This is a genomic window from Eubacterium sp. 1001713B170207_170306_E7 (assembly GCF_015547515.1).
In the GTDB taxonomy this organism is placed as follows: domain Bacteria; phylum Bacillota; class Clostridia; order Eubacteriales; family Eubacteriaceae; genus Eubacterium.
The window spans coordinates 973,273-985,598 of the sequence record NZ_JADMVE010000001.1 but is presented as its reverse complement, the minus strand read 5'-3'; the positions used below and the strand labels follow the sequence as shown (position 1 = coordinate 985,598).

General features: G+C 46.9%; 14 protein-coding genes. 8 read left to right on the top strand and 6 right to left on the bottom strand.

Annotated features, from left to right (window positions below; translation table 11 throughout):
* Nucleotides 1-4 precede the first annotated feature (4 nt).
* Together I2B62_RS04870 and I2B62_RS04865 are read right to left on the bottom strand one after the other, a co-directional pair.
* Nucleotides 5-295, bottom strand: a complete 291-nt coding sequence (locus I2B62_RS04870) for a hypothetical protein (protein ID WP_195267830.1) — start codon at nt 293-295, stop codon at nt 5-7.
* Nucleotides 296-417: 122 nt separating this feature from the next.
* A complete protein-coding gene (locus tag I2B62_RS04865; protein WP_195267829.1) occupies nt 418-1,263 on the bottom strand; it encodes a pirin family protein in 846 nt (281 codons plus the stop codon).
* Nucleotides 1,264-1,602: 339 nt separating this feature from the next.
* Here I2B62_RS04865 and I2B62_RS04860 point away from each other — a divergent pair, with 339 nt between their 5' ends.
* Nucleotides 1,603-1,902 carry a hypothetical protein gene (locus tag I2B62_RS04860; protein WP_195267828.1) on the top strand — a complete coding sequence of 100 codons (300 nt, stop codon included), beginning with the start codon at nt 1,603-1,605 and terminating at the stop codon, nt 1,900-1,902.
* Nucleotides 1,903-1,936: 34 nt separating this feature from the next.
* Here the strand turns inward: I2B62_RS04860 and I2B62_RS04855 are convergent, their stop codons facing one another.
* Genes I2B62_RS04855 through I2B62_RS04845 form a run of 3 tightly spaced genes read right to left on the bottom strand, consistent with a single transcriptional unit; the run spans nt 1,937 to nt 3,112 of the window.
* Nucleotides 1,937-2,350 (bottom strand): S24 family peptidase, encoded by a 414-nt coding sequence (locus tag I2B62_RS04855; RefSeq protein ID WP_195267827.1) that lies wholly within the window; start codon nt 2,348-2,350, stop codon nt 1,937-1,939.
* 17 nt (nt 2,351-2,367) lie between these two features.
* Complete coding sequence (locus tag I2B62_RS04850) at nt 2,368-2,637, bottom strand: barstar family protein (RefSeq protein WP_195267826.1); 270 nt, start codon at nt 2,635-2,637, stop codon at nt 2,368-2,370.
* Between the two features lie 13 nt (nt 2,638-2,650).
* Nucleotides 2,651-3,112 (bottom strand): ribonuclease domain-containing protein, encoded by a 462-nt coding sequence (locus I2B62_RS04845; protein ID WP_195267825.1) that lies wholly within the window; start codon nt 3,110-3,112, stop codon nt 2,651-2,653.
* 134 nt (nt 3,113-3,246) lie between these two features.
* Between I2B62_RS04845 and I2B62_RS04840 the strand changes: the two genes are divergently transcribed.
* On the top strand, nt 3,247-3,807 hold the full coding sequence (locus I2B62_RS04840) for a GNAT family N-acetyltransferase (RefSeq protein ID WP_243259434.1): 561 nt from the start codon (nt 3,247-3,249) through the stop codon (nt 3,805-3,807).
* A gap of 55 nt (nt 3,808-3,862) precedes the next feature.
* Here I2B62_RS04840 and I2B62_RS04835 read toward each other — a convergent pair whose 3' ends face one another.
* Complete coding sequence (locus I2B62_RS04835; RefSeq protein ID WP_347707790.1) at nt 3,863-4,171, bottom strand: GNAT family N-acetyltransferase; 309 nt, start codon at nt 4,169-4,171, stop codon at nt 3,863-3,865.
* A 134-nt stretch (nt 4,172-4,305) separates the two neighbouring features.
* On the opposite strand from I2B62_RS04835, the gene I2B62_RS04830 reads away from it, so the two are divergent.
* The 6 genes from I2B62_RS04830 to I2B62_RS04805 all read left to right on the top strand — a co-directional run bounded on the left by I2B62_RS04830 (nt 4,306) and on the right by I2B62_RS04805 (nt 12,314).
* Nucleotides 4,306-6,384: a penicillin-binding transpeptidase domain-containing protein gene (locus I2B62_RS04830; RefSeq protein WP_243259407.1), complete on the top strand. Its 2,079-nt coding sequence runs from the start codon at nt 4,306-4,308 to the stop codon at nt 6,382-6,384.
* Nucleotides 6,385-6,471: 87 nt separating this feature from the next.
* Nucleotides 6,472-7,065, top strand: coding sequence for a flavin reductase family protein (locus tag I2B62_RS04825; RefSeq protein ID WP_195267821.1), 594 nt, complete (start codon nt 6,472-6,474; stop codon nt 7,063-7,065).
* A gap of 93 nt (nt 7,066-7,158) precedes the next feature.
* Complete coding sequence (locus tag I2B62_RS04820) at nt 7,159-7,719, top strand: biotin transporter BioY (protein ID WP_195267820.1); 561 nt, start codon at nt 7,159-7,161, stop codon at nt 7,717-7,719.
* The gene (gene bioB / locus I2B62_RS04815) at nt 7,716-8,684 is read left to right on the top strand and encodes a biotin synthase BioB (protein WP_195267819.1); all 969 of its coding nucleotides are present in this window, start codon (nt 7,716-7,718) and stop codon (nt 8,682-8,684) included. The genes I2B62_RS04820 and bioB overlap by 4 nt, the downstream gene beginning before the upstream one ends.
* A complete protein-coding gene (bioD, locus tag I2B62_RS04810; protein ID WP_195267818.1) occupies nt 8,677-9,369 on the top strand; it encodes a dethiobiotin synthase in 693 nt (230 codons plus the stop codon). The genes bioB and bioD overlap by 8 nt, the downstream gene beginning before the upstream one ends.
* A gap of 251 nt (nt 9,370-9,620) precedes the next feature.
* Nucleotides 9,621-12,314, top strand: coding sequence for a calcium-translocating P-type ATPase, PMCA-type (locus I2B62_RS04805; RefSeq protein WP_195267817.1), 2,694 nt, complete (start codon nt 9,621-9,623; stop codon nt 12,312-12,314).
* Nucleotides 12,315-12,326: the final 12 nt, after the last annotated feature.

The following is a 12,326-nucleotide window of genomic DNA, read 5'->3' as shown; positions in this document are numbered from 1 at the left end:
AGGGTTACCTATCACGATCGTTTTTTTCTTTTTCTTTCTGATATTTATAGACCTTCCAGCCAACGGGGATGGCGATAACAGCCAGAATAATCAGGATAAAGATCAGCCAGGTAAATGCCCGCTGCAGATAAAAAACAGACGACTGAACAGAAAAGCTGAAGCGAATACCCACAACCATGCCGATGACAAAAATAATGGCGATTCCCACAATGTACAGGATAATCTTTGTTTTTAAATTGTTTTTCTTTTCAGGCTCTTTTTCCTGGTGAACTTTTTCAAGCTCTTGATCTTTCATAGAGAGGCCTCCTTCTAATATTTGATTTTAGTATAACCAATTTAGTTTAAAATTAACAGGTGTTTTTGATTGTAAAATATAAAAAAGTGCCGGCACTCAATTGCTGCCAGCACTTTTTGGGATTAACGGATGGCTTCGTGCTTGATAAAGGTGCCTTCTTCCAGCTCTTCAAAAGCATGCATGAGCTCATCCCGGGTATTCATGACAATGGGGCCGCCCCAGGCCACCGGTTCATCCAACCTTTTTCCGGAGAAAAAAACAAACCGGGAATCCTGACCATCCGGCGCTTTGACGGTGATGGTATCTCCAGAGCCGAACAGCACGGCTGTCTTTTCATCAATGTTTTTTCCCTCAATCACCGCGTCACCCTGGATCAGGAAAATAAAAACATTGTCCTCTGCTTTGGTGGGGAGTGTAAGGGATTTTCCGGCCTTTACGGTGACGTCATAAAGTGTCGCCTGGATATGGCGGGGCTTTACACCTGTGACACCTTCATATTCACCGGAGATTACACGAACCACAGCCGCATCGTTTTCCTTTGACTTGATCATTTCATCTGTAATATCAAAATAGGCAGGGTCAGCCATTTTTTCATCCTGCGGAAGGTTGATCCAGAGCTGAAGCCCCAACATATGATCAGAAGGCTTGGGCATTTCCTGATGGAGAATACCGCTGCCCGCAGTCATCCACTGACTTTGGCCGGATTTGATAGAGCCCTTGTTGCCAAGGCTGTCCTGATGCTCAATATCTCCTTCGATGAGATAGGTGACGGTTTCAATCCCTCTGTGAGGATGGAAAGGAAAGCCCTTTATATAATCGTCTGGATTTTTAGAATCGAAGGAATCCAGCATTAAAAACGGATCAAAATCCTGAACGTCATTATTGCCTAATACTCTTACCAGGTGGACACCCGCGCCGTCAATGGCGTATTGACCCTTTACCGTTTTGGTTATTTTACGTTCTGACATAAAAACACCTGCTTTCATTGTTTAAAATCATTTGTATTCCATAAAGAATACTCTGTATACGAAATAGATTTACCCATAAAGGACACGCCTAATGGATGCCTAAGTATTTATTAAGCTTTAGGAAAAAAGTAAAAAAATGAAAGAGTGCCCATAGGCGGATCAAAGTCTGCAGATATACGGAAAAAAGGAGTGTCGGAGGTTTGGAGCAGAAGATGGTTCAGGTCCTGAGCATAAAGATATTGTTTGATTAAAGCAGGGGATATGTGTACGCAGAGATCTTGCTATGAGATGCGATTTGTGTTATAATTTATAATCATTATGAAGTGTGGAGGAAGGGTAATGGACAAAAAAGATTATGAATGTGTTGACAGGCCCATGAAGAAGGCCTGTATTGATCCTGAGCGTTACTTCGGAGAAATGATGGAGATTATAAGAGCCGGTGAAGTTATTCCCTATCCCTCGTACGCTGCTTTTACGACGACACCGGTCATAGAGCTTATTCAGAGCGCATCTGAGGAGGACAAGGTCTGCATTGCCCGTTATCTGTTTGAAAATTCACATAACGAGCTGGAAGTCAATAACATTACAGAGTTGCCCATGGCAAGGATTAAGGAAATTAAAAAGAGATGCACCGGCTGAGGCATCTCTTGCAGGCCGTTTGGAACGGCCTTTTTTAATTGATACGGACAGCGCCCTCCACTACACCCAAAATCTGCACAGATGTTTTAGGACAGCTTTCCACTTCGTAAAACTCTGTATTGAGGGGCTTTAAAATAAGAGTATCCTCTTCGTAATAGACCCGTCGCAGCCGCACGTTTCCGTTTTCAAGAAGCACCAGAGCGTCCTGACCGTTTTCACAGGTGTCCTGAAGACCGATATTAAGAATGTCGTCCTTATAATAGCGGTCAAACATGCTGTGGTCACGCAATGTAACCAGGATATATTCGCGGCCATTCCGGATTTTTTTAGGCATGGTTTCTGCTGTGCTGGCCTGTGGCTCTGGTACTTCGATGCTTCCGTCAATGTTGACGATGGCTGAGGCGCTGTCGGAGGGGATAAAGAGCTCTACGTTGTCGTTCCAGTTCATTATTTTGCCGCCTTTCCTTACGAGAATTGAACCTGCAGAAAAGTATTTTCCACAGCGGCGTCAATAAAAACCTGCCGTAGCTTTTTGGCGTAATAGCCCAGGTGAGTTTCGGCAGCTTCAAAATGGATTACTTCAAGCCTGGTGCCAGTACCAATACCTGTGAGGATATCCCAGAGGGCATCAAGGTTTTTTCCGTAATAATCGTGGATTTCAAGCTTTTTTTCAATATAGGCGTGAGCGTTCTGGATAGTATCCATCCGCCGGCCATCAAGGGTAATTGTTCGCACCTTTTTCACTCCTTTAAAATGTGATTTCTTCAAAGCTGTTGTAATGGTCATCGGTATAGTAGATCAGCCCGTCGCTTGAGTAGATAATCCGCTCGGCGCCACGGTAGCCGCCTTCATAATTGATGTCGCATTCCTTCCAGGTACGGCCTTTGGCCTCGGGCAGCTTTTTATCATAATTTCCAAAGCGATCGCCGCCAATGCTTTTACCTTTGGCGATCTTGTCCAGATTCCCTTTCTTGTTATCCCAGCCCAGCTTTTGGGCTTCTTTTTTGGTGATGAAGTTAGAGGGGAGCTTTTGGTAGGTATGGAGATAAAGGGAAACATCCTCCTTGGTAGTATAGGTGCCGTCTTCTGTAATTTGGGCAGCACCGCCGTTTGTAGTGCCTGCGCCTGTCGGCGATGTGCTGCTGCAGCCAGTTATCAGGAGTGCGAGCATCAAAAGCGGCAAAAGTGCTTTAACTAAACGCTTTAGCATGAATAACTTCCTTTCCTTAGGTTTGAACCAATTATATCATAGACACGTAGAAATTTGAATGCCATATATCCGCCTGGACTTAAGGGGTTTTTAATAATCCCTCGTTATACTGTAAGGAATGTTAAATTTTGAAAATGCATAAGGGGAAAATGATGACCGAAGAAAGTTTTTTTGAAACAGCCGATGAGACGTCCTTTGATGAGGCCTTTGAGATATTGGACGCTTCCTTTCCAGATACCGAAAAACGCTCCTATGAGGGGCAAAAAACATTGCTTGAGCAGCCGAATTACAAGCTTTTAATTAAAAGGACTGATATGGGCAGAACTATCGCGCTGCTGGGGGTCTGGGTTTTTGACGATTTTGATTTTATCGAACATGCTGCCGTGTCTGAAAAAGCAAGGGGGGGCGGCATTGGGAGCCGGATTTTTAAGGAATATTTTAAAGAAAACGACCGGATGATCTTTTTGGAGGTGGAACATCCCAATGAGGAGGACGCCAAGCGCCGGATCAAGTTTTATAAAAATCTGGGCTTTCATCTTAATCAGTATGAGTACTATCAGCCACCTTTGAGACCAGGCATGCCTGAGCTGCCGCTCTATGTCATGACTTATCCTGACCCCATCGATGAAGAACAGTTTGAGCATTGTAAAAGTGTTCTGATGAAAACCGTCTATCACAAAGCATTAAAACCATGACGTTCTTATAAAAGTCCGCCGCTGTCAGTTTTTACAGCGGCGGGCTTTTTAGCTACTATTCGGCTAGGACATTTTTATAGGATGGATTATTTGCGAACTCCGACACAGCGAAGGAGCAAAGCGGGGTTATTTTTTTATGTCTGTCCTTAGCGTACTGGACAGCCTTTTCCACAAGCGCGCCACCGAGTCCTTTTCTGCGTGCGGCTACCGATACGCCTACATGTGTGATGATCCATTCATCACCATTTTGAGTAAAATTTAATTCACCCAATTCGGCTCCGTGCTCGTCCGTTGCCAGGATGCGGTTTTCTTCCAGTTGATACTTCATTGTTTTGAACTCCTTTGGGTGGTTTTCTAACGCCATAAAAGCGTTATGCTTATTATTATACCGAAAATTCTTAAACTTAATCATAAAATATGATATAATCATTTTAGGAAGAAGTAATCGGCTTCATATGGAAACATATGTATTGTGTTTTTCAAGAAAGGGAAAAAATAATGAATGAAGAACATGGAAAAGCAATGGACAAAAAGAAGCTGCGGATGCTGCTTGGGCTGATTGTAGCGGTGCTGATATTATGTATTGCGGCAATTCTTGTTTTTAATATGGCCAATACTCCTGAAAGGGCGCTGGAGGAATATATCGAGTTGGTCAATCAACGGGATTACGATAAAATGTACAGCATGATCAGTGATGAAAGCCAGAGCAACTACACTAAGGAAGCCTTTATCGAACGGAATAAAAACATTTATGAGGGCATTGAAGCACAAAATCTCACAGTGATCAAAATACACAGCGCTGAAAAAATAGATGCGGATTATACGAGGATCACTTACGATTCTTCAATGGACACAGTAGCAGGAGAGCTCAGGGATTTGAACTCAGTAAGCTTTAAAAAGACCGGAGTGTTTAAGCCATATCAGGTTGTATGGGATTCTTCAGTTATCCTGCCTGCACTGAAGGATGGGGATAAGGTGAGCGTAAGCAGCGAAGCCGCAGACCGTGGAAACATTGAGGATCGAAACGGCAATCTTCTGGCCTCAACTGGTGTGGCATCTTCTGTAGGACTGGTTCCGGGTAAAGTGAATACGGAAACAAAAGATGCAGATCTGGCAAAGCTCGCGGAACTGCTCAGAACGACGTTAGAAGATATCCAGACTGCTCTGTCCGTGGCATGGGTAACCGATGAGACCTTTGTCCCCATAAAGACTGTGGCAGCAGGCAATGCGGAGCTCGAAAACACACTGCTGCAGATACCGGGGGTCATGATCAACGACAAGACTGTACGAGTCTATCCCTACGGCGAGAAGACATCACAACTCACGGGCTACATCCAGGGGATCAGCGCTGAGGAGCTGGAGGAGAAAAAAGACCAGGGATATACTGAGGCCAGCCTTATCGGTAAGAGCGGGCTGGAAAGGCTGTATGATAAGCGACTCAGAGGTCAGGAGGGCGTGACCATTGCCATTAGTTACACTGAAAATAACGACGAAGTCAAAAATATTACCCTTCTGGAAAAGGAGGCAGTCAGCGGCGAAAACATAAAAACCACCATTGATGCGAACCTGCAGGGCATTCTTTATGACCAGTTTGCCGCAGATAAGAGCGCGTCGGTGGCCATTAATCCCAGAACGGGAGAGGTGCTGGCCCTTGTCAGTACACCGAGCTACGATGCCAATGCCTTTATCCTCGGCCTCAGCGATGAACAGTGGCAGAGTATGAACGCCGACCCGGCCAATCCTCTGCTCAACCGTTTTGAAGCCGCTTACGCGCCTGGCTCGTCCTTTAAGCCAGTGACCGGGGCGGCTGGCCTGCAGACCAGTGCTTTTACAGCGGACGAGGATTTTGGTGACAGTGGACTAGTCTGGCAGAAGGACAGCAGCTGGGGTGATTTTAACATCACGACGCTGGAGGAATACAGCGGTCCCGCAAATTTGGAGAACGCTCTGATTTATTCGGATAATATTTATTTTGCCAAAGCTGCTCTGAAAATCGGCGGAGACCGTTTTGCTGAGACGCTCAAAAAAATGGGCTTTGGTGAGGCGCTGCCTTTTGAACTGGGTATGACTGCTTCCCAGATTTCGGACAGTGGCAGTTTTGACAGTGAATCTCAGCTGGCCGCCAGTGGTTTTGGACAGGGCCAGGTACTCGTGAACCCGCTTCATATGGCCATGGTCTATTCAGCTTTTGTCAATGACGGCAGTATGGTCAGGCCCTATATTGAATATAAGGACAACGCGCAGGCAGAATACTGGAAACAGGAAATTATCTCCAGAGATGTGAGCAATACCATCCGAAATGATCTGATACAGGTTGTGGAAAATCCTGCGGGTACAGGCCATGAGGCTCAGATAGAAGGCATGAGCATTGCTGGTAAAACCGGGACAGCTGAGATTAAGGCGTCGCAGGAGGATACTACCGGCACAGAGCTCGGCTGGTTTAACGCCTTTACCGCCGATGCTTCGAGTGCGCAGCAGCTCATGGTTGTCAGCATGGTGGAGGATGTTAAGGACCGCGGAGGAAGCCATTATGTTGTACCGAAGGTAAAAGCTGCCTTTGAGACACTGGCCCATTAATTTTAGTATTTTCAAGTATTCGGATTGACATTTCCGTGACCGGATGGTTATACTTAAGCCACAACGAAGTGAAAGGACATTTTTAAGATGAGTAAAGCACAATGGCAGGGGGGAACCCTGCTGGCGCCGGTACCTGCGGTGATGGTATCCTGCGGTACTATGGAGAACGCCAATATTTTGACCATTGCCTGGACAGGGATTATCAATTCTAATCCACCAAAAACCTATATTTCCATAAGGCCGGAGCGCCATTCCTATGAAATCATAAAAGAAACCGGAGAGTTTGTCATCAATCTGACGACCACACCACTGGTGAGAGCCACTGATTTCTGTGGTGTGCGCTCAGGACGTGATTTGGACAAGTTTGAGAGAATGGCGCTGACAAAGGAGGCCGCAGCGCATGTAGGCTGTCCCATGATCGGAGAAAGCCCGGTGAGTCTGGAATGCCAGGTGACAGAGTGTGTTCCCTTAGGCTCTCATGATATGTTTCTGGCTAATATTCTGGCAGTCAACGTCGATGAACAGTATCTGGATGAAAGGGGAAAGCTGCATCTGGACAAGGCACAGCTGATCAGCTATGCACACGGAGAGTATTTTGAACTCGGTAAAAAGCTGGGTAGTTTTGGCTACACAGTTCGCAAAAAAAAGAAAAAAAACGGTAAAAAGAAAGCAAAGAAATAATCAAAGTCTCTATTGTCAACTGTTTTTAAATTAAGGTTGACAATAGAGGCTTTTTCTTTTATACTTTTTGATATTAAAGTTTAGGAGAAAAAGATGGAAACAACGATGACAAAAACGCGGTCCATGGTCCAGTGTGCACTGCTGGCCGCGTTGGTGGCTATTGGCGCTTTTATACAGGTCCCGGTACCATATATGGATTATTTCACCCTTCAGTTTCTTTTTGTGCTGCTGGCAGGTATGCTTCTGGGCCCTGCTCGCGGCGCGTTATCAGTTGGGGTTTACGTGTTGGTTGGGCTTGTGGGTTTTCCGGTATTTGCGGCAGGCGGGGGGATTCAATATATTTTCAGGCCGAGCTTTGGCTATCTTCTAGGATTTATCCTTGCGGCATGGGCAGCAGGTTTTATCCTGAAGCAGGGAAAGAGCCAGGGCTATTGGCGCTATCTGCTGGCCGCCTTCGGAGGGCTCCTGGTCACCTATATCATCGGCCTTACCTACAAATATATGATTCTCAACTTTTATATGGCTGAACCAACGCCCTGGAGCCTTGTACTTTTATCCTGCTTCCCGCTCGATCTTCCGGGGGATATGCTGCTTTGTTTTGTAGGCGCAGGACTGGCGCACAGGGTAAAACCATTATTGAGGGGGTTACGATGAAGATAAAAGCGTTCGCTGAAAAAATAAAATCGGGCCATGAGGCCGGCAAAGAAGAAGTGCTGGAGCTGGTGCAGGCTCTGGATATTGAAACACTGACTGCGTGCGCCGCAGACATCCGGGAATATTTCTGTGGCAAAGACTTTAATCTGTGCACCATTATCAATGGGAAAAGTGGAAGGTGCAGTGAAAACTGCGCTTACTGTGCCCAATCCGCCCACTATAATACCTATGTGGAGGAATATCCGCTGCTGCCGGAGGAAGCTGTGGTAGCGAGTGCCATCTCTAATTACAGCCAGGGCGTCCACCGGTTTTCCATTGTGACATCAGGAAAACGCCTTGAGGATGGGGAGGTGGACGCTGTTTGCCGCATCTACAGAAGGCTGGCAGAAACAATCCCGATGGGGCTTTGCGCGTCCCACGGGCTTTTGAGCTATGAAGCGCTGCGAGAGCTCAGAAAGTCTGGAGTAACGCGCTATCATAATAACCTGGAGACCTCAGAGAAATTTTTTTCAAAAATCTGCACAACACACACCTATTCAGAAAAAACAGAGGTTATTCAAAACGCCCTACGGGCAGGCCTGGAGGTCTGCAGCGGTGGCATTATCGGCCTCGGCGAATCCATGGAGGACCGTATCGACATGGTTTTTACCCTAAAGCAGCTTGGAGTAGGCTCGGTGCCGCTAAATGTCTTAAATCCTATCTCCGGAACCCCTCTGGAGAACAACATACCGCTTACCTATGATGAGGTGCTGCGCACAGCGGCCGCTTTCCGCTTTATTCTGCCAGAGGCCCAGCTGCGCCTGGCAGGAGGGCGGGCTTTGTTTCCAGACAAAGGAGAGCGTCTGATGAAAGGCGGCATCAATGCGGCGATTTCGGGGGATATGCTCACCACCGCAGGAATTGCCACCGACGAAGACATTGCGATGATCAAAGCTCTTGGATTTGAGGTGAAGGCTAATGTCTAGTGGAATTTTTGTTACCGCTACAGGCACCGATGTGGGAAAAACCTATATTACTGCCAGACTCATCAAGGCCCTCAGAAGCAAGGGCATAAATGCGGGATACTACAAGGCCGCACTCAGTGGCGCGGTGCTTGAAGGGGGAAAACGAATAGCGGGCGATGCCGCCTGTGTTTACCGTTTTGCCGGGCTTAAAGGAGATTCCAATCAGGCAGTAACCACAATTCTCGATTATCCTGCGTCGCCGCATCTGGCCGCGCAGCTGGAGGATAAAAGCATTACGCTGCCGCCGATTCTGCGGGATTTTGGCAAAGCTGCCTCGATTTATGACTATGTCGTGATGGAAGGCAGCGGAGGCATTATCTGCCCACTAAATTTAGGGGAGTCCCCCCTGATGCTGACCGATGTGATAAAGACACTCGCGCTGGACATTGTGATCGTCGCAGATGCGGGGCTGGGAACCATCAACAGCACACTGCTGACGTTTGAATATGCCAGGAACCTGAAAATAGAAACGCGTTGTATTGTATTGAACCGGTTTGATGCATCCTCTGTCATCCATCAGGATAATAAAAAGGTTCTTGAAGCCGTGACGGGGCGAAGGGTCCTGGTCTGTAATGATCATGGAGATATGGACGCCTCGTCCATTAAAAAGATTTTAGGAAAAGATTTTACTCACAAATTTACTTGACACCCTTTAAGACCTCCGATATAATAAATATTGTTAAAAGGGAGTAGTTGAAACGGTAAAGTCAACATACTGGTGCAGTGCGCCTGGTTTTACCGCCTTTATTTATTCAAAGGTAATGAGACTTTTAGCGTATTTTTAGAATACGCTGGAGGTCTCTTTTTTGATGTTAAGGCCATTTTTGTAAAACAGAACGCTGCATCAGGAGCCTGCAAGCTTTTAACATGGTAAAAATTTAAAAAGGAGTATCGTTGATGAAAGCATTTCAAGAAACGACAAGTCAGACGCTTGAACGGCTAAATGTCGATCCGGAACTGGGGATGAGTAAAAACCAGATCGAGGACAGCCGTTTAAAGCATGGGGTTAATGCGTTCACCAAGGGAAAGCCAAAATCTGTTTTCAAAAAGATATGGGATGCGGCAACAGAACCGATGATCGTCATGCTGCTGGTAGCGGCCGCGATCACCCTGGGGGTTAATTTTGTCCGCTATTTTACCGGAGGACAGACCGAATTTATTGAATGTATCGGTATTTTTGCAGCAATTTTTCTGGCAGTCGGCGTTACCGTTATCATGGAGGGCCGCAGCGAAAAGGCCTTTGAGGCCTTAAATCAGATCAATGAGGATGTGCAGGTTAAGGTTAAGCGCGGCGGCAGTGTCATGCTCATATCCCAAAAAGACTTGGTAGTCGGGGATATAATGGAGGTGGCTACCGGAGATATGATCCCGGCCGACGGCCGCGTAATCGAGTCACTGGGGCTGAGGGTTGATGAATCTTCTCTGACAGGTGAAAGCCTGCCGGTTAAAAAAGAATCCGGGCTGGTTTATGATAACCCCAAGACCCCAGTGGCAGAACGGGCCAATATGCTTTACTCCGGCTGCTTTATAACCGGTGGCAGCGGAACCATGGTCGTAACCGATGTGGGGGATAGTACCGAGTTCGGAAGCATTGCGAGAGAGCTCTCCAAAACAGAAAAGGGTTCTACGCCCCTCCAGGAAAAAATGGACCGTCTGGGTAAACTTATTACGATTTTGGGCGCAACCGCGGCCGCCATAGTTTTTGTCATTCAGCTCATTATTTTTGCCACCACCGGCACCTTTAATCTGGACACAGTATCTGAAGCTTTTATTACCAGTATTGTCCTGATCGTCGCGGCGGTACCGGAGGGGCTTCCGACCATTGTGGCTGTTTCCCTGTCCATCAACATCATTAAAATGGCCAGACAGAACGCGCTGGTAAAAAAGCTGATTGCCTGTGAGACCATCGGCAGCATCAATGTGATCTGTTCAGACAAAACCGGAACCCTGACAGAAAACCGCATGACGGTTACGGATATTTACACCGATGGCCGTTTGATTGCACCCAAAGACCTTGATGATCAAGTTTTAATTGAGAATTTCACCATCAACAGCACCGCGGATATTGAGCAGGGGGATCAGCCCAAATTTATTGGAAATCCGACAGAATGTGCGTTGATTATGGCCTATGAACGGTCTAAAGTGCGGCAGTCGCCCTATAATGAGTTGCGTAAAAACGCTCAGATTACCTTTGTTTTTCCGTTTTCCTCTGAGACCAAGAACATGACGACCATTGTGGAGCAGGGAGATGGCAGCATAGCCTACTCCAAAGGCAGTCCAGAAAAGATCATCAGCCAGTGCAGTCACATTATGCTCGATGGTCAACCTGTACCACTTTCCGAAAAACAGCTTCAGCAGATCGAGAAAGAAATGACAGGCTTTGAAAAAAAAGCCCGCCGGGTGCTTGCTTTTTCGCATAAGCCGCTTTCCGGTATCCGCACCATTACAGAGTATGAGGAGCGCCGCGCACATATCGAATCGGAAATGATTTTTGACGGCTTTGTCGCCATAACAGACCCGCTGCGTGAGGATGTCTACGAAGCGGTCAACCACTGCCGCAAAGCGGGGATTGAGTTAAAAATTCTGACAGGGGATAATATTGTAACAGCCCGTGCCATCGCCGATGAGCTGGGACTGATAAAGCCCGGTGACGCTGCCGCTGAAGCCCATAAGCTTGAAGACCTGAGTGAGGAACGCCTCATTGAGCTGCTGCCAAGGATTAAGGTCATTGCCAGAAGCACCCCTGTCGTGAAAATGCGGGTCGTCAATGCCCTTAAGAAAATGGGTAATGTGGTCGCTGTAACCGGCGATGGCATCAACGATGCGCCGGCGATTAAAAACGCGGATGTCGGCGTTGCGATGGGGATCACCGGGACCGAGGTTTCCAAGGAGGCCAGTGACATTGTGCTGCTTGACGATTCCTTTTCTACCATTGTCAAGGCGGTCCAGTGGGGACGCGGAATTTATGAGAATTTTCAGCGTTTTATCCAGTTCCAGCTCACTGTTAATCTGTCTTCGGTCATCGTTGTGCTGGCCTGTATTCTGTTGGGCTTAAAATCACCATTTACGGCCCTTCAGCTTTTGTGGATCAATATTATTATGGATGGGCCGCCCGCGCTGACACTGGGGCTGGAACCAATTCGTGACGATCTTATGAACCGCCAGCCCATCTCGCGGGACTCCAATATTGTGAGCAAGGGCATGCTTTCACGCATTGCCTGCAATGGGATTTTTGTATCCATCATCTTTATGCTGCAGGCCCTGTTTAATATTCTGGGCGGCACCGAGGGAGAACAGTACACGATTCTATTTACACTTTTTGTGGTCATGCACCTCTTCAATGCCTTTAACAGTCGAGAGCTTACAGATACCAGCGTCTTTTCCAATTTCTTCAGTAATCGGCTGATGCTGCTCGTCTTTGGCCTGACATTCATGTTGCAGGTGGTTATCACCCAGTTCGGTGGCATTCTTTACAACACGGTGCCCTTATCCCTGGGTATGTGGGTTAAGATCGTCACTTTAGGCTTATCGGTCATCGTCGTCTCTGAAGTGTTCAAGCTGATTAAAAGAAAGCTATTTAAAACAACATAAAATAAAAAAGAC

Excerpts from the sequence above, each read along its gene's own strand:
- I2B62_RS04840 (WP_243259434.1), top strand. The coding sequence starts at position 3,247 with ATGCATAAGGGGAAAATGATGACCGAAGAAAGTTTTTTTGAAACAGCC.
- I2B62_RS04825 (WP_195267821.1), top strand. The coding sequence starts at position 6,472 with ATGAGTAAAGCACAATGGCAGGGGGGAACCCTGCTGGCGCCGGTACCT.
- I2B62_RS04805 (WP_195267817.1), top strand. The coding sequence starts at position 9,621 with ATGAAAGCATTTCAAGAAACGACAAGTCAGACGCTTGAACGGCTAAAT.
- I2B62_RS04870 (WP_195267830.1), bottom strand. The coding sequence starts at position 295 with ATGAAAGATCAAGAGCTTGAAAAAGTTCACCAGGAAAAAGAGCCTGAA.
- I2B62_RS04865 (WP_195267829.1), bottom strand. The coding sequence starts at position 1,263 with ATGTCAGAACGTAAAATAACCAAAACGGTAAAGGGTCAATACGCCATT.
- I2B62_RS04845 (WP_195267825.1), bottom strand. The coding sequence starts at position 3,112 with ATGCTAAAGCGTTTAGTTAAAGCACTTTTGCCGCTTTTGATGCTCGCA.
- bioD (WP_195267818.1), top strand. The coding sequence starts at position 8,677 with ATGTCTAGTGGAATTTTTGTTACCGCTACAGGCACCGATGTGGGAAAA.
- I2B62_RS04830 (WP_243259407.1), top strand. The coding sequence starts at position 4,306 with ATGAATGAAGAACATGGAAAAGCAATGGACAAAAAGAAGCTGCGGATG.
- I2B62_RS04860 (WP_195267828.1), top strand. The coding sequence starts at position 1,603 with ATGGACAAAAAAGATTATGAATGTGTTGACAGGCCCATGAAGAAGGCC.
- I2B62_RS04855 (WP_195267827.1), bottom strand. The coding sequence starts at position 2,350 with ATGAACTGGAACGACAACGTAGAGCTCTTTATCCCCTCCGACAGCGCC.
- I2B62_RS04820 (WP_195267820.1), top strand. The coding sequence starts at position 7,159 with ATGGAAACAACGATGACAAAAACGCGGTCCATGGTCCAGTGTGCACTG.
- bioB (WP_195267819.1), top strand. The coding sequence starts at position 7,716 with ATGAAGATAAAAGCGTTCGCTGAAAAAATAAAATCGGGCCATGAGGCC.
- I2B62_RS04835 (WP_347707790.1), bottom strand. The coding sequence starts at position 4,171 with ATGGCGTTAGAAAACCACCCAAAGGAGTTCAAAACAATGAAGTATCAA.